Below are 15,678 nucleotides of genomic sequence, written 5' to 3' on the forward strand. Positions count from 1 at the left end.
GGTTTGCATCCGGCACCTGGCGTCTGCCCCACACCCTGGATGCGGGTTCTGCGTGGACGGACTGGAAGAGGCGCTCCTTGCCGACGGCCGGCCCGAGCTCTTCAACGCAGACCTTGCGGTCGCCGTTCACGAGCGCGACCTTGACGGGGATCCGATCGTCCTGCGCGAGGTTATCGCCATCCGCATGGATGGACATGGGCGGGCATCGGTCAATATTTTTGTCGAGCGGTTGTGGCGCCGCGTCAAGAACGAGGACATCGACCTCACCGTTTGCTTGCCTTAGCGTTACAGTATGCCAGAATGCGATAGGTGATGAGGGCAGCACCCAAATGTGAAAAGTGAAAAAGTTTAAGGCATTCAAAAATAGTAAGAATGTGACAAAGGCCACGTTAAGCTTTGCATAGCGACTCTAGAATTTTGCTTGCGCAAACCGGCTGACTCAAGAATTCGCATTTGGATTTTCTGGCTGGCACAATGCAGAGGCAAAAGTCGCCCCTTGCCGACGTGATTGGTCGTTCGTCCAGAATCTTAAGGATTCAGTAGAACGAGGATAATCCGCCGAACCAGAAGTGTTGTCGATATACCCTAGCAACACGAGCGTTGCACAGCGTTTGCCAAAGTCGATGAGCCAATCACTCGATATTCTCACGCTTAAACTATATGGATTTTTCAGAAGCAAGACATCGGGTTGGCATTTCAATCTCGCAGAACATGCAAGTCGTCCTGCGTTAGAATGCATTATAATCAATCAGTTAGACCTAAGGTGTGTCTATGAAAAATCGCTTTTTCAGTCATCAGCCTCCCATGTCAACCACGCAACCAACATTGCCCAGCAGTTCCCGGGAAGCCGGTCGCAACATTGGCGTAAATCCCCCTGAGACCGCCCTGACAAAACGCGGACAGACGCGCCTGCCCCGATCTCTCATAATGGTAAGCGTCGTGATGTCAACCGCGTTGTCCGGATGGAATTCGCCGGTCGACGCCAATCCACTCGGGTGGGATTTTGAGGCTGACGGACAGCCCGAGGTCGGTAAGCCTGCTCCTGGCTTCAGATGTTCCGGTAACTGCCCCGTGATTTCAACAGAAGTGGCAAGGGATGGGCGAGCATCCCTCAAAAGTGTCGTCGATCGCATCAACAGCGAGACCATGTATAGAACGGAAGTGCGACCACACGCTGATGTTGTTGATCTTGACAGAAACCGGGGCGAGGCAACGACCGACTATTGGTTTGGTTTCAGTCTCTATGTTCCCTCGCCTTATCCAGTTCTCAAGAATCCGATTTACGAGATTTTCTTCCAAATCCATAGCAGTCCACCAGATGGCATGACGGCGGCGGAGTATGAAGGCGGCAGCCCGCCTCTCGAAATGAACGTCAAACCGGAATCATCGGAAAGCGGGGCCATTCGTGTAAAACTGCGCGCAATGGAAATGCCTTATCCACAAATGATCGATAATAATGCGCGGCTAGTTTTTAATGGCGACATTGCCTCGTACAAGACGGATCGATGGATTGATTTTGTTGTTCACACGCGGTTTGATTACGGCAGTGCTGGATTTACTCAAATCTGGGTGGACGGAGTGCTTGCGCTCGATTATAAGGGAAAAACCTATTACAACGGGCATGGCGATCCTTACCCGAAATTTGGCATCTACAATGGGTGGCGCACCCGTGACATTGACGAGCCTGTGACCAAGCGAACCTTATTTCATGATGGATATCGCATCGCTTGGGGCAATGCGGGTAGCTTTGCCGCCGTCTCGCCGGGCACGAACAGCGCCCGACCAATCCTTGCACCTGTCTTAAGAAAAGTTAATTAATCATTACGATGAATTAACGATTGAAAGGTTGATCAATTATTTCCGAATAGGTTACGCTGTCTATGCGTCAAAACACTGACGCAGCGCAACCTATTCATTCTGAAAATAATTGGGTGACCTTTTGAAAAAAAAGATACGTGGCCTGAAGATCGGCATCACCTCATCCATTCTGCTGGCACTTGGAAGCGCGCCGGTCATTGCCAACCCTGTGTATATCAACTTCGAACCTGGGTCATCTGGACAAGGCAGCATTGGCTCGGGTTTAAACTGTTCAGGAAACTGCCCTACGCTGTCGACGCAGTTTTCGAGGCGCGGCAACGGTTCAATGAAATCGGTTGTCAACCGTCTCACAAGTGAGACGATGTATCGTACGGAGGCCAGCCACAAGATCTCGATGGATGTCAACCATGGAGAGAACACAGAAGAGTACTGGTTTGGCTTCAGCATCTATGTGCCATCGCCTTACCCAACGCTCAATCAATACACTTACGAGATCTTCTTCCAACTGCATCACAGTCGGCCCGCCGACATGTCAAAAAGCGATTTTCCGTCGCTTAGCCCGCCATTGCAGTTGAGTCTACGGCCTGGCTCATCGACCGGCGGAGATATCCAATTGGTCTTACGTGGCACGGACGAGCCGTTGGCCAAGCAATCGAAGAAAACGGAATACGCACAGTTTCGGGGTAACATTGCCAAGTATTCAACGAATAAATGGGTTGATTTCGTTGTGAATACAAAATTCGATTCCGGCTCGAAAGGCATGACCCAGATTTGGGTCGATGGCAATCTTGTCTTTAAGTATACAGGGCGTAACTACTACAGTGGCCACGGAGAAGCCTATCCAAAATTTGGCATGTACAACGGCTGGCGTACACGAAACTTAAACAATGAGCCTGTCGTGCAGCGCACAATCTTTCACGATGAATATCGCGCTGCCTGGGGCAAGGAAGGCTCATACGACGCGGTTGCTCCGGGTCGCTAAAAGTCCGCAGCCGAATTGCCGCACGCCAGGATGACGGATCGTTGCGTAAGTACGTACCCTCGGGCTCAAACCGTTGCCGGTTAATGTTCGAGCGGAACTATACGGAAATGATTTACGCAACGATTGATTCGGAATATCGCTTCAGCTCAGAGATTGCTGCGGCTATCAATCTCGCTCATTGAGACACCCCGCAAGATACCCTTGACAATTTCTCTGCATTCGTCTTCTCGCTCCGGTTCTCTGCCACGCCGGGCGGAGCTGAAGAAACGCGCGAGTTCGCGCTGCTGCTGGGCGGATAATTCCTCGCTGAAACCCTGTTTGCGAATCGCCTTGTCGGGCACCTTGTCGGGGGCGTCTTCCTCGGCGGCCTGACGACCATGCGCCCAGTTCATCGCCCGCGCGCTGTAGAGCATGACGCGATCGAGCAGCACGAAGGGAAAGCGTGGATTGGAGACCGGACCGATCGTGAAACGGTGGGTGCCGGGCGCGCGCTCGATATCGAACTTCGCCAATGCCTTGCCGCCGACCATGCCCAGCACGCCACCGGCGGCCGCGCCAAAAAAGGCGCCGGCGCCCAAGGAATGGCCAGCGGTGGCCAGATCGAGGGTCACCCCGGAGGCTGCGCCGGCGGCCATGCCAACCAGCGCCAACTGACGCCTAGAGAGTCCGAGCGCCTGCCCAACCTCGTCGGAGAGCAGATCCTGTCCCAGCACGGAGTCGGTCGAGACATTCCAGACGTTGTGTCGGAAATGCACCCGGATCTGCTCCTGCGCGGCACTCTCCAGCCGGCGCAGTCCATCCTCGAACTCGGCCGTGATCTCGGCCTTGACCCGGTCCCGACCGCTCTTGAAGACGAGCTTGCTGTCCTTGACCGTTTTGGACACCTTGTAGGTCAGCGAGTCCTTGAGCAGATCCAGAATGGTGGCGGCGGCCTGATCGGTGCGCCGGTCCCAATCCATCGCGAAAGCATCGATGGCATTCTCGACCAGATGTTCCCAACGCTGATCAATACTTTTGAGCGCGCTCAACAGCTTGATCCGCTCGGCATAGGTCGCGCGATGGGCGTTGAACTCACGCACCGAGTTGAACGCCTTGCTCAGCGCGTCCTGCCACTGACTCATATAGCGATCCTGCTTGGTCAGATTATTGAGGATCGCCATGCGCGGACGGGCGGTGAGACGCAGCAGTTCGATCTCGACTCGATCCTTTTCCTTGATCCGCTTGGAGCCGTCGACCACCAGAATGATGCCAGCGCCCTCGGCGACCGGCTCCAGCAGGGCACAGTCGTGCGAAAAGAGCGGGTCCGCGCGGTGGGCGGCGACGAAGGCGCGGGCCAGATCCCGCTTGTCCGCGTTGGCCTGAAACCACTCCAGGATCGCGTTCGGGTTCTGGAACCCTGGGGTGTCGATGAACTCAATCACCGTGCGGCCATCGATGACGACGGGGTAGACATCCGATTCGGTCGTGGTGCCCGCGCGCTTGTCGATGGCGACCTGATCGTTTTCGGTGAGGGTCGCCACCACCGAGGACTTCCCGGCGTTCGGGTGTCCCATGATTGCCAGCCGAGGGATCTTCGTGGCCATCAGACGTCTCCATCCTCGCTGGGGGTTGCCAGCATCTCCAGGCGCAGATAGGGATCGGCCATCTGGTCGATCTTGCGCTGCCAATCGGTGAAGTCGAACGCGCGCAGGGGCGGCAGGCGATCATCATCCTCCGGGTCACCCACCAGGGCCAGCAGCATCTGGGCCTGAGTACCGGCAGCGGCGCGCAGTTCGCGCAGGAACAGCAGATTCTCGGTGATCGGCGGCTGCGAACCGTCCTGGACCACCGCGATGCGCGGCGGCGGGGCCTGCCAGTCGCCATGCTCCAGAAGATCCAGCGCCCGCGCGGTCATGGCGCTGCCGGCGCCGAAGGTCGCGTAGGCCGACACCCGCCAACCGGTCAGCTGGGTCAGCAGTTGTTCGAGACGTGGGCGATCTTCAGCTTCCAGGACATCGTCCACGTCCACATGCACCAGTAACAGGCAGGCGTCCGGGGCGAAGCGGGGCGCGCCATCGGTTGCGAGCGGGGGCGTTGCGAATGCGGGCTTTAGTTCCGACTGGGGTTCCCGCTCAGGTTCAGATTCTGGCTCGGGTTCTGGCTCGGGCTCAGGTTCCGGCTCAGGTTCCGGCTCGGGTTCCTGCTCAGGTTCAGGCTCAGGCTCAGGCTCAGGCTCAGGCTCAGGCTCAGGCTCAGGTTCCGGCTCGGGCTCCAGCTCAGGTTCCGGCTCGGGCTCCAGCTCAGGTTCCGGCTCTGGCTCCAGCTCAGGTTCCGGCTCTGGCTCGGGCTCGGGCTCGGGCTCGGGCTCGGGCTCCAGCTCAGGCTCGGGCTCGGGCTCGGGCTCGGGCTCGGGCTCGGGCGCGGGTTTTCGCTCCGGCTCCAGCGCTTCAAGCTCAGGCTTGCTTTCAGGCGCCTGCTCGATTTCCTGCTCAGTCTCGGGCGGACTTGGCGGCGGGGCTCTAAACGAGGTGGCGGTCTCGCCCTCCTCCGACGCCTTCGCCTCTTCAGATCGCGGAGAGACAGGCGGCGACAGCGACTCCAGCGGTTCGATTTCTGGTTTGACCTCGACCTCGGTCTCCCGCCGCACCACCGGCACCGCCTGGTCCGAACGCGGCAAAAGAACCGGCGGAACGGGCTTGGCCGCGGGTTTCCGCAACGTCGGCGTGGACTTTTCGCGCCAGGGCCGCGCAAGGCTCACCGGCTTTTCTCCGACCAGCGGTCCCACCAATCCCGAGCGCGGACCGCGTGGCGCGAGCGGCGCGGGAATCGGCATCTCCGGCCCCTTCTCCATCACGGCCGCGCTCGTGTCCAGAATCGGTGTCAGCATCCGCGCATAGAGGGCCTGGATGCGACCGTGCGTGAACGGCAGTCGGGCAAGCGCCAGACGCTGCAGCAACACCGAAAGACTGAGCAGAATCAGTCGCGGCAGCAGCCCGTAGGTCAGGACCGCCAGCACCAGGAACCAGCGCCAGGAGCGCAGATGCTCCGGATCGGGCTGAAACGAGGGCGTGGCGGCGGCCCATTGCTCCAGATAGACGCGCGAGCCGGCGATCTGATCGAGCGTCGGATAGCCGGTCCCCTCGCCGAATAGCCAACTCCATGGAAAGGCGATGGCGCGGGTGATGTCATAAATGGTCTGCGGATGGGCGATCAGCGAGGTGCCCCAACCGAAGGCCAGATCGGTGAACCATTCCAGGAAGATCGTGGTGAGAATGACCCCGAGATTGAACGCCACCCCGAACACCTGGGCCGGGATCAGCAGCGGAAAATAGGACACCGGCCCATAGATGGCGTAGTGCGATTTCACCAGTCCCTGGGTCGCGAGCGCGCGTTCGCGGATCTCCGCGGTGGACTGATTCAGTCGCTGTTGCTGCAACCAGCTCGCCGCGCGGGTCAGCAGCGGACGCATGACCTGGGTCAGCAGCCAGGTATCCTGACCTCCGCCCCCAGGGTGACGGATGCTGCGCAAGGTCCAGGCCCACACGGCGGCGAGCACGAAGAGGAATTGCACCACCACCAACAGAAAGACAAAGGAGGGAACGCTGATCGGGCGGTGACCGTCGTAATTCAGCAGGGCGGAGGCGACCCCGATCCCAAGCAGAAACCCGCCCACGGCCAGCGCGAAGGTGCCCAGACGCTGTGCCGCGGCAAAGGCGCCGCCGGGCAGGAGCGGACGCATGCTCGGATCCTCGTCGGTGCGCCGCGCGGTCAGCCAGCGGCGCAGACTCGTCCGGCGGTGCGAAGGCGTATGCGGTTGGGCTGGCGCAACGTCTCCCTCGATGCGGTCGAGATAGAGCGCGCGGTCGCGCTCGGCGAGTGCCTTGCGCGAGGCAGGCTGTTCGCGCAGTTTTCCTTCATCGGCATCGAGGTAATATTCGAAGTCGATGATGTCGGCGACGGTCCACGTTGCATCTCCGAGAGGCGGATCCTCGGCCAGGGTGGGGTTGGTGCCTTCGTGTCGGGGATCCATAGCCAGTGATTCCTGCGTCGGTTCACACCTTGAATTGCGACAGACCAGCATGCAACGACTGGGCGAGCGAGACCAGCTCGCCGCGCGCGAGCGCGGTCTGACGATTCGCCGCCACCGCATGCTCGGCCAAACGCTGGATACTGAGTGTGTTGCCGTTGATTTCCTCGGTCACCGCCGTCTGTTCCTCGGCGGCGCTCGCGATCTGGTCATTCATTGCGTTGATGGTGGTGACCGCACGGGTGATCTCCTCCAGCGATTGGCTGGCCTGGGAGGCTTTTTGCAGGGTCGCGTCGACCATGCCGCGTCCCGCCTGCATGACGCCAACCACATTCCGGGCGCTTGCCTGCAGGGAGGAGATCATGGATTCGATCTCGCCCGTCGATTGCTGGGTGCGCGAGGCCAGGTTACGGACCTCGGCCGCGACCACGGCAAACCCGCGTCCGCGCTCGCCCGCGCGCGCCGCCTCGATGGCCGCGTTCAAGGCGAGCAGGCTGGTCTGCTCGGCGATGCCCTTGATGACCTCCAGCACGGCACCGATCTGCTTGGTCTCGGACTCCAGCACGGCGATGGCCTCGGTGGCCCTGGAAACCACCTCGGCAAGCTGCCCGATCGCCACCGACGCCTCGCCCACCACCTTGGCGCCGGAGCGCACCCCAACGTCGGCGGTGCGGGCACTCTCGGCGGCGCGCGCGGTATTGAGCGCGACCTCGTTCACCGTGGCCGCCATCTCGTGCATAGCCGTGGCGACCATCTGGATTTGGGTCGACTGCTCCAGCAAGGCATCGTCGCTCTTGGTCGCCACCGTCGCCAGGCGCTCGGAGGCGTCATCGACCTGCTGCGCCGAGGTCGCGGCCTGCGCGACCAACCGATGCAGCTTGGCGAGCAAACGGTTGAAGCTCTTCGCCAATTCGCCCACCTCGTCGCGCGTGTCCTCGTTCAGCCGCACCGTCAGATCGCCCACACCCTCGGCGAGGTCTTGCACGCGATGCAGGATACGCCGCAGGGGTCCAATGATCAGCGGCGGCAGTCCCAACGCCATCAGCGCCAGGAACCCCATGCCAATCGCCAGCAGAACCAGCGTTTGCAGCCGACTGGCCGACACCGCCGACTCGGTACGCCCGGCGGCTTGCTCGGAGAAATCCGTGACGACCTCTTCGAGCTGGTCCAGGATCGTCCGCATTCGCTCGAAGGCCTCGCGCGCTTCGCGCAGCGTGAGATCGATCGCGGTCGAGCGCCCAGCCCTGGTATCCAAACCACGTTCGCGCACCACCCGGTGACTGAGATCCTCCCAGACTTGGCGTAATTCTTCGAAAGTTTTAAGTTTTTCTGAAATTTCGTGGGCGGATCCCAGATAGCTGGCCGCGATGATCGCGGATGCGCGATCAATTCGCTCGTGCGCTTGCTTGAGATTCTCGGCGTGCTGCGCCGCCATCCCGGCATAGTCCGGCGATCCGACGTTCATGAAGATCAGGGTGCGTTCCGCCACCAATGTCTGATAGAGGTCACGGTCGGCCTGCAGCAGCAGGGCGCCCACCGGCATGTTGGCCCGCGCTAGGCTGGCAACTTCTTCACCGAGCGTGTCTACCCGACGCAGTGTGCCCCAAGCGAACAGGATGAACAGCAGCGCGATCAATCCCAGCGGAAGGACCAATTTGTAGCGAAACGCAAGATTTTGAGACCATTTCATCCCTCGGTCGCTCCTGATGACGTACTCGAATTCGTGCGTGAACCTGCTGTGCGCCCCGAGTTCTTGCTCACGACCGACACGTCGCTACTGCTCCGACTCCCCGAGTTGGTCGAGATCGATGCCGATGGTCATGGCGCCAATCGCGCGCCCCTCATCCAGCACCGGCACCGAGACCTGCACCAGATAGACCTGGGCGCTCTCGTCGAACTTCACCTCGCTGATATTCAGGGCGCCCTGCCCGCCCTTGAATGAGTGGGTGAATTTTTCCTCATCGCCCTGCCAGTAATCCGAGGTCTTGTTGGTCATGGCCACGTTGGCGCCCTGACGGTCCATCAGGAAGAGTTCGAGAAAATAGGGCTTGGTTTGCTCCAGTCGCTTCAGCTCTTGCGCGGGAGCGCTGTTCATCATGCCTTCCATGAAAGGCGTCACGCCGCTGGCCGCCATCCACTCCGCGTCGAGCCGCTTGATCTCCTCCAGCGGCCGGGCGAGTGCATTCTGCTCCCGCACGGCCTCGACCAGGATCGGATTGGAGCCCCATTCCTGCAGCATCGGGAGGATCTGATTCACGGCTTCAGGCAGATCCCCATCGGCGGCAAGCGTCGGAAGAGTCACGCACAGTCCGGTAGCGAGCGTCAACGCCGCACACAGCTTTCGGTAGGACATCGGATATCTCCATCGTGTCAGTGGCAAGAGAGTGGGAATCGAACACCCGCATGATCGACCGCGCGCCTCAAACGTCGAACGGATGCCGACGAATCAGGGTCTCGACCCGATCGGGACCGGTCGAAATGATGTCGATCGGCAAACCGCTCAAGCGCTCGATGGTCTCCAGATAGGCGCGCGCATTCGCCGGCAAATCCGCGAGCGAGGTCACCCCGAAGGTCGATTCGGACCAGCCGGGGCATTCCAGATACCGCGGCTGACAGCGCGCGAAGGCATCCGCGCCGACCGGCGGGACGGCAAGCTCCTCGCCATCCATGACATAACTGGTACAGATTTTCACCGTCTCCAGGCCATCGAGCACATCGAGCTTGGTCATGCAGATGCCGGTGGCGCTGTTGATCGCGAAGGAGCGTTTGAGCGCCACCATGTCGAGCCAGCCGCAGCGGCGCTTGCGTCCGGTGGTCGCGCCGAATTCGTTGCCGCGCGCGCCGAGCCGCTCGCCATCGGCATCGAAGAGTTCGGTCGGGAAGGGTCCAGCGCCCACGCGCGTCGTGTAGGCTTTGACGATCCCCAGCACATAATCGAGATCGCGCGGTCCGACCCCGCTGCCGCTCGCCGCTCCGCCCGCCGTGGTGGTGGAGGAGGTGACATAGGGATAGGTGCCATGATCGATGTCGAGCAGCGCGCCCTGGGCGCCCTCGAACAGGACATCCCGACCCTGCGCGCGCAGTTCGTGCAAGAGTCCGGGCACGTCCACGATCAAGGGACGCAGCGCGTCGGCATGGCCCAGCGCCTCGTCGAGCACGGCGGCGTAATCGACCCGCTCGGTCTTGAAATAGTGTTCGAGCGCGAAATTGTGATAGTCGAGCACCTCGCGCAGACGCTCCTGGAAGTGCTTGGCATCGAGTAATTCACCCAGCCGGATGCCGCGCCGCGAGGTTTTGTCTTCGTAAGCCGGGCCGATGCCGCGCCCGGTGGTGCCGATCGCCCTGGCGCCTCGCGCAATCTCGCGGGCATGGTCGAGCGCGATGTGATAGGGCAGGATCAGCGGACAGGCCGCGCTGATGCCGATCCGCTCGCGCGCCGGCACGCCGGACTGTTCCAGCATGCCGATCTCGTCGAACAGCGCCTGGGGCGAGAGCACCACGCCGTTGCCGATCAGACAGCGCACGCCCTCGCGGAGCACCCCGGAGGGCACCAGATGCAGGACGGTCTTGACGCCGTCGATGACCAGGGTATGTCCGGCATTGTGACCGCCCTGAAAGCGCACCACCGCGGCGGCCCGGTCGGTGAGGAGATCCACGACCTTGCCCTTGCCCTCATCGCCCCACTGGGCGCCAATGACTACGACGTTATTGCCCATCTATCACGCTTCCTACTGGTTATCGAGCGACGGTTGATCGAATGATTGGTGATCCAGCTCGTCGAGCGTTTGTAATTCCCAACGGCCATCGCGCTCCGCGAGCCTCCGCCGGCAGCCGAGCTGGCGCGGATCCTGTTGCAGTCCCGGCAAGGCGTTGATCACCCGCTCGCCGGACGCGCGCAACCGCTCCACGGTCGCGCGCAGGGCCGGATCCGCAGACCAGGGCGCATAGACCGGAGCGGTCGCCCGATAGCGCTGTTCGAGCCCCTGCCCGTGTTGCAGGAGACTTTTCAGATCGGTGCTAAAACCGACCGCCGGACGCGCCCGCCCGAACACTCGGCCGATATCGTCATAGCGTCCGCCACGCGCGACCTCCAGCCCCCAGCCGGGAACGAAAGCGGCGAACACGGCTCCGGTTTTATAATGATAGCCGCGCAGTTCGGCGAGATCGTAGTGGACCGAAACCTCCGGATGCCAGCGGTTCAGTTCGTCGGCCAGCCGACGCAGATAGTCCACCGCCTCGCGCACCGGACGGTCGGCGGCGCTCAGCAAGGCATCCGCTCGGGTCAGGGCATCGCTACCGTTGAGTTCGGCCAGCGCGATCAGCATCCGCGCCGGGGCGCCAGTGACGCCGAAGCCGCCGATCAGCGACTCGATTTCAGGAATCGCCTTGCGTTGCAGCGCGCCAAACATTTCGTGTTCCTGGTTGGTATCCAGGTCCGCCTGACGCGCCAGTCCGCGAAAGATGCCCACATGCCCGAGGTCAAGATAGCTTTCGGCGATCCCGGCCGCGCGCAGGGTCAGCAGGATAAGCCGCAGGATTTCGGTATCGCTCTCGATCCCGGCGTGACCGTAGATCTCGGCGCCAATCTGGAGCGGACTGCGGGTGCCCGCGAAACCGTCGGTGCGGGTGTGCAGCACCGTGCCCAGATAGCAGAGACGGGTCGGGGTGTCGCGGCGTAGATGATGGGCATCCATGCGCGCGACCTGTGGGGTCATGTCCGCGCGCACCCCGAGCAGGCGCCCGGTGAGCTGATCGGTCAGCTTGAAGGTCTGAAGGTCGAGATCCTGCCCGGTTCCGGTCAGCAGCGACTCCAGATAATCGATGAACGGCGGGATCACGAGTTCGTAACCCCAACTCGCGTAGAGGTCCAGCAACTCGCGCCGCAGGGATTCCATGATCCGCGCCTGGGGCGGCAGCACCTCTTCGATGCCGGCGGGCAGGAGCCAGCGTTCCTCGTTCATCGCAGTCATCAGTTCACCAGATACAGGAGCCCGAGACCCGCGAGCATGCTTATGAGCCCGGCGATGCGCAACGGCCGCTCGCCCTCTGCGGCGATCATGGCCAGCGCGCGCCGGAAGCTGGCTGGATGCAGAAAAGGCCAGATGCCTTCGATGACCAGCAGAAGCGCAAAAGCGACTAGGATGTCATGCACAAACGGATGAGTCCCGAGCGTTGGATTGACGAACGCAATGCCCCGTCAGAGTCAGTGCGCCCAAAGGCCGTTATCTTTTCAGACAGCCCGGCGTTTGTCCAACCTCGGAAAACGCTGGAGTGAACGGGCGAACCGATCAACGGAGTCCGCCACTACCAACACCAGGCATGGAGCGCCCACTGGACCGTGCGCAGATGATGGCCCCAATGGGTCATAAAGCTCCTTTCTTGGAAGCTCCCTGGAAACTCGCTCCTATATTCGTCGCTAGGCGTTGGGCGGTGGTCAGATCCGAATCGGTCACCTCGGTGCCAGGCGTCAAATCCGCATAAATCCCCGCCACCGCCTGCCCATCGAGCATCGGCGGCGCGTCCGAGTGCCCGAAACACACCAACGACACCCGGACCGCCGCGCCCTCGTTGATCCAGGGTTCGTCAGACCAGGCGTTGAAGATGCGCGGCAGTGCGCTTAAAATAATTCCTTCAGAATGAGCGACATGACCCCTGCCAGCAGAACCCCCATCATCCATTTCAATACCGTCAGGTCGGTGCGCAGCGGGGCGAGCGCCTGTTCCAGAATGTCCTTCGTGACCAACTCCGACTGCGCTGCGCTGATCGCCCGGACCACGGATTCCGCCTGCTCGGGCGGGAAGCCTGCTGCCTTGAGTTTGTCCACAAGTTGCAACGTATCGAATGTGATCGTTGTCATTTGCTTCTCCGTCGGTTAGAGCAGTTTGACCAGCGTCGCAATCACCGCCGCCTGGGCAATCAGTGCGCCGGTCATCCATTTGAGCAGGTCGAGTTTCAACTCCGCCAGATCGGTCTTCAGTCGATAGTCCAGATACTCCTGCGTCACCGGTTTCTGGTCTTCCTGCGCGCACTTGAAGGCTTCCGCGACGGCCTCCGCTTGGTCTTGACTGAATCCCGACGTCTCCAGACGCCGGATGAATTTGTGGGTGTCGAAGGTGATCGTTGCCATGTGTTTCTCCGTGATTCCGTTTCTGGATGGTAGCCGACGAAATGCGCTCCAGCACCCGGCGATTCGCGCCGCCGCGAATCGAATTGGTGGCGACCAGTCCCGCCGCCCGCGCCCGCCCCATTTCAATTTGGGCGCGCGCCTTCTCGAACCAATAGGTGACCAGATCGGCCCCAGCGGGGCGAGCCCGCCATAGATCCGCGCCAGCGCCGCGAAATAGGCATCGCCCAGCGCGCCGCGTTTCTTGCTTCCGCCCAGAAAACGGCGGATTGCCCACGATGACATCGGCCTCGGGCCACGCCGGTTCGCTGCCGTCGGCATTCACGATGGCGTCCTGCTAGCGGATGGTGTCGAGCGGTTTGAGGATCGGGTTCTGCTTCTGGAGATCCTTGCCGGGCCCCTTGTATTCCCAGCCGTAGCAGGCGCGTTTCCAGACAATCGCCGCCACCGGCCTTCTTGGCGCCTTTCTCGAAGCAGTACCAAGCGCCGATCGGGTCGGCCTCGGCAGGCGTGGGTTCGTCGAGCCGAGGAAGTGTTCCTGGGCCGACGAGCGTTCCTTGAGGGTGACACCGGTCCATTTGGCGACGAACTGTCCCGGGGTCATGGTGCGTGTCCAGCGGCGAGGTCAATGCCATCCAGTTAAGCCGTTCGCGGCGACGTCGCCACACTCAGAGAGAGGCGGAAGCGCTTTTAGGGTTGCCCGGACGACTCGCGAAAGAAGCGGAAAAACTCGGAGTCAGGTTCCAGGACCATCATGTCGCCGCCCTTGCCGAAGGTTATCCGATAGGCATTCAGGCTGCGGTAGAAGGAGTAAAAGCTGGGATCCTGATTGAAGGCCGCAGCGTAGATTTCAGTCGCGCTGGCATCGCCCTCACCGCGAATGACCTCGGATTCCTTATACGCCTCGGCGACCGTGACAGTACGCTGACGGTCGGCGTCGGCACGAATCCGCTCGGCGGCCTCGCCTCCCTTGGCCCGTAGATCGCGCGCGACCCGCTCACGCTCGGCGCGCATGCGCTGATACACGGATTCGCTGACTTCCGGCGGAAGATCGATCTTCTTGACCCGAATGTCGATGACCTCGACACCCAGATCGCTCGCATTGGCATTCACTTCCTTCGTCAGGATATCCATCAGGGCAAGACGATCGTCCGAGACGACTTCCTGGATCGTCCGCTTGCCGAATTCGTCACGCAGACTGGTATTGATGCGCTCCGAGAGCAACCGACTGGTGCGGGCACTGATACCGCCGGTGGAACGATAGAACTGGGCCGCGTTCGCGATCCGCCACTTGGCGTAGGAATCGACGATCACGTCTTTTTTCTCGATCGTTAAAAATCGCTCGGGTTGCGAATCCAGGGTCTGGATGCGGCGATCGAAGATCTTGATCTGGTTGAGAATCGGGATCTTGAAGTGAATGCCCGCACGATAGTCGTCCGAGATGATCTCCCCGAGACGCAGCTTGATGGCGACCTCATACTCCCTGACCACGAAGGTGAATGCATAGAGAAAGAGCACCAGCGCGGCGAGGCCGACAGGAAGAAAGGTCTTTAAGTGGTTGGACTGATTCATGATTAACGCGACCTCCGATCACGATCGACCACTCGCTGCGGAGGATCGCTGTGCTCCGGTACATGCAAGGCGCCAACCGGCTCGGTCTGCGCGGGTTCAGCCGGCATCTGGCGCTGCTTCATCAGCTGCTCGACCGGCAGATAGAGAAGACTGTTGGCGCCATCCTGAACGTCGAGCAGAACCTTGCTGTTTTCACTGAACACCTGCTCCATCGTCTCCAGATACAGACGCTGACGGGTCACCTCGGGAGCCTTGGCGTACTGCGTCAGGACCGCCGTGAAACGCGCTGCCTCGCCCTCGGATTCGGCGATCACCTTGTCGCGATAGGCCTTGGCGTCGGCCAGGATGCGCGCCGCCGCGCCACGCGCCTGCGGAAGCACTTCGTTGGAATAGGCCTCGGCCTGATTTTCGAGCCGCTCCTTGTCCTCGCGCGCCTTGATGGCGTCATCGAAGGCCGCCTTGACCTGATCCGGCGGCTTGGCCGGCTGCATGTTGACGGAGGTCACGATCAGACCGGTTCGGTATTGATCCATCAACGCCTGGATGCGCTCCTTGATGGTGACCGCAACCGCGCCGCGTCCCTCGGTCATGACATAGTCGAGCTTGCTTTGACCGATGGTGACCCGCACCACGGTCACGGTCGCGTCATTGAGGGTCTTCTCGGGATCCTGGTCCTGGAACAGATAATCGGCCGCATCCTGAATGCGCGACTGCACGGTCAGCTCGACCTCGACGATATTCTCGTCCTGGGTCAGCATCGCCGCGCGATGGCTGAAGGTGGAGATTTCGTCGACATTGACCTTGACGACCGACTCGATCGGCATCGGGATATGCCAGTGCGGACCGGGGCCGGTGGTATCGACATAGCGTCCGAAGCGCATGACAACGCCGCGCTCGGCGGGCTCGACGATGTAGATTCCGGAGGCCAGCCAGACGACGACGAGGACACCGATAACAATACCGATGGCGCGCGAACTGAATGGACCGCCCGGCAGACCGATGCCGGCGCCGCCGCCAGAGGAACCGTTCCCCGAGGGCTTGTTGCCGCCGAATAATCCGCCGAGTCGCTCCTGAAGCTTGCGCACGACTTCATCGAGGTCGGGTGGACCTTGATCGCCGCCGCTCTTGCCGCTCCAGGGGTCTTGGTTACCGCCACCTGGCTCATTCCAGGCCATA

The 15,678-nt window shown here is 61.3% G+C and carries 15 protein-coding genes and 2 pseudogenes; 2 read left to right on the forward strand and 15 right to left on the reverse strand.

Translation table 11 applies throughout. The features are described from left to right. Positions 1-196, reverse strand: a 196-nt coding sequence (locus tag QZY07_RS14380) for a hypothetical protein (protein ID WP_295404031.1), incomplete at its 3' end; no start/stop codon positions are given. 575 nt (positions 197-771) lie between these two features. On the opposite strand from QZY07_RS14380, the gene QZY07_RS14385 reads away from it, so the two are divergent. Both QZY07_RS14385 and QZY07_RS14390 read left to right on the forward strand, forming a co-directional pair. Next, positions 772-1,818 (forward strand): polysaccharide lyase, encoded by a 1,047-nt coding sequence (locus QZY07_RS14385; RefSeq protein ID WP_295404034.1) that lies wholly within the window; start codon positions 772-774, stop codon positions 1,816-1,818. 109 nt (positions 1,819-1,927) lie between these two features. Beyond that, complete coding sequence (locus QZY07_RS14390; RefSeq protein WP_295404037.1) at positions 1,928-2,800, forward strand: polysaccharide lyase; 873 nt, start codon at positions 1,928-1,930, stop codon at positions 2,798-2,800. A 146-nt stretch (positions 2,801-2,946) separates the two neighbouring features. Here the strand turns inward: QZY07_RS14390 and QZY07_RS14395 are convergent, their stop codons facing one another. The 14 genes and pseudogenes from QZY07_RS14395 to hflK all read right to left on the reverse strand — a co-directional run bounded on the left by QZY07_RS14395 (position 2,947) and on the right by hflK (position 15,677). Next, entirely contained in the window at positions 2,947-4,383 is a 1,437-nt protein-coding gene (locus QZY07_RS14395) for a GTPase/DUF3482 domain-containing protein (RefSeq protein ID WP_295404040.1), read from the reverse strand. Then, complete coding sequence (locus QZY07_RS27450; RefSeq protein WP_363184264.1) at positions 4,383-5,261, reverse strand: DUF2868 domain-containing protein; 879 nt, start codon at positions 5,259-5,261, stop codon at positions 4,383-4,385. The genes QZY07_RS14395 and QZY07_RS27450 overlap by 1 nt, the downstream gene beginning before the upstream one ends. A 327-nt stretch (positions 5,262-5,588) precedes the next feature. Beyond that, positions 5,589-6,929: pseudogene (locus tag QZY07_RS27455) on the reverse strand (DUF2868 domain-containing protein); the annotation flags it as partial. Further along, entirely contained in the window at positions 6,832-8,496 is a 1,665-nt protein-coding gene (locus tag QZY07_RS14405; RefSeq protein ID WP_295404043.1) for a methyl-accepting chemotaxis protein, read from the reverse strand. The pseudogene QZY07_RS27455 and the gene QZY07_RS14405, both read right to left, overlap by 98 nt. Positions 8,497-8,580: 84 nt before the next feature. Next, entirely contained in the window at positions 8,581-9,159 is a 579-nt protein-coding gene (locus tag QZY07_RS14410) for a cache domain-containing protein (RefSeq protein WP_295404046.1), read from the reverse strand. 67 nt (positions 9,160-9,226) lie between these two features. Continuing rightward, entirely contained in the window at positions 9,227-10,522 is a 1,296-nt protein-coding gene (locus tag QZY07_RS14415) for an adenylosuccinate synthase (protein ID WP_295404049.1), read from the reverse strand. 12 nt (positions 10,523-10,534) lie between these two features. Further along, on the reverse strand, positions 10,535-11,776 hold the full coding sequence (locus QZY07_RS14420; RefSeq protein WP_295404052.1) for an ATP phosphoribosyltransferase regulatory subunit: 1,242 nt from the start codon (positions 11,774-11,776) through the stop codon (positions 10,535-10,537). Continuing rightward, positions 11,776-11,958, reverse strand: a complete 183-nt coding sequence (locus QZY07_RS14425) for a DUF2065 domain-containing protein (RefSeq protein WP_295404055.1) — start codon at positions 11,956-11,958, stop codon at positions 11,776-11,778. The genes QZY07_RS14420 and QZY07_RS14425 overlap by 1 nt, the downstream gene beginning before the upstream one ends. A gap of 465 nt (positions 11,959-12,423) precedes the next feature. After that, on the reverse strand, positions 12,424-12,663 hold the full coding sequence (locus QZY07_RS14430; RefSeq protein ID WP_295404057.1) for a DUF1640 domain-containing protein: 240 nt from the start codon (positions 12,661-12,663) through the stop codon (positions 12,424-12,426). A 15-nt stretch (positions 12,664-12,678) separates the two neighbouring features. Continuing rightward, complete coding sequence (locus tag QZY07_RS14435) at positions 12,679-12,933, reverse strand: DUF1640 domain-containing protein (protein WP_295404060.1); 255 nt, start codon at positions 12,931-12,933, stop codon at positions 12,679-12,681. A 67-nt stretch (positions 12,934-13,000) separates the two neighbouring features. Next, positions 13,001-13,255 (reverse strand): annotated as a pseudogene (locus tag QZY07_RS27460) (DNA methyltransferase); the annotation flags it as partial. A gap of 12 nt (positions 13,256-13,267) precedes the next feature. Continuing rightward, positions 13,268-13,534, reverse strand: a complete 267-nt coding sequence (locus QZY07_RS14440) for a hypothetical protein (RefSeq protein ID WP_295404062.1) — start codon at positions 13,532-13,534, stop codon at positions 13,268-13,270. Positions 13,535-13,620: 86 nt separating this feature from the next. Continuing rightward, complete coding sequence (hflC, locus tag QZY07_RS14445) at positions 13,621-14,502, reverse strand: protease modulator HflC (RefSeq protein ID WP_295404065.1); 882 nt, start codon at positions 14,500-14,502, stop codon at positions 13,621-13,623. Positions 14,503-14,504: 2 nt separating this feature from the next. Next, a complete protein-coding gene (gene hflK / locus QZY07_RS14450) occupies positions 14,505-15,677 on the reverse strand; it encodes an FtsH protease activity modulator HflK (RefSeq protein ID WP_295404066.1) in 1,173 nt (390 codons plus the stop codon). Position 15,678: the final 1 nt, after the last annotated feature.

The sequence above is a fragment of the uncultured Thiocystis sp. genome (assembly GCF_903866365.1).
Classification (GTDB): Bacteria; Pseudomonadota; Gammaproteobacteria; order Chromatiales; family Chromatiaceae; genus Chromatium.

What these genes read in the sequence shown, in the direction of transcription:
- QZY07_RS14385 (WP_295404034.1), top strand. Translation starts at nt 772, where the DNA reads ATGAAAAATCGCTTTTTCAGTCATCAGCCTCCCATGTCAACCACGCAA.
- QZY07_RS14395 (WP_295404040.1), bottom strand. Translation starts at nt 4,383, where the DNA reads ATGGCCACGAAGATCCCTCGGCTGGCAATCATGGGACACCCGAACGCC.
- QZY07_RS14405 (WP_295404043.1), bottom strand. Translation starts at nt 8,496, where the DNA reads ATGAAATGGTCTCAAAATCTTGCGTTTCGCTACAAATTGGTCCTTCCG.
- QZY07_RS14410 (WP_295404046.1), bottom strand. Translation starts at nt 9,159, where the DNA reads ATGTCCTACCGAAAGCTGTGTGCGGCGTTGACGCTCGCTACCGGACTG.
- QZY07_RS14415 (WP_295404049.1), bottom strand. Translation starts at nt 10,522, where the DNA reads ATGGGCAATAACGTCGTAGTCATTGGCGCCCAGTGGGGCGATGAGGGC.
- QZY07_RS14420 (WP_295404052.1), bottom strand. Translation starts at nt 11,776, where the DNA reads ATGACTGCGATGAACGAGGAACGCTGGCTCCTGCCCGCCGGCATCGAA.
- QZY07_RS14430 (WP_295404057.1), bottom strand. Translation starts at nt 12,663, where the DNA reads ATGACAACGATCACATTCGATACGTTGCAACTTGTGGACAAACTCAAG.
- QZY07_RS14435 (WP_295404060.1), bottom strand. Translation starts at nt 12,933, where the DNA reads ATGGCAACGATCACCTTCGACACCCACAAATTCATCCGGCGTCTGGAG.
- QZY07_RS14440 (WP_295404062.1), bottom strand. Translation starts at nt 13,534, where the DNA reads ATGACCCCGGGACAGTTCGTCGCCAAATGGACCGGTGTCACCCTCAAG.
- hflC (WP_295404065.1), bottom strand. Translation starts at nt 14,502, where the DNA reads ATGAATCAGTCCAACCACTTAAAGACCTTTCTTCCTGTCGGCCTCGCC.
- hflK (WP_295404066.1), bottom strand. Translation starts at nt 15,677, where the DNA reads ATGGCCTGGAATGAGCCAGGTGGCGGTAACCAAGACCCCTGGAGCGGC.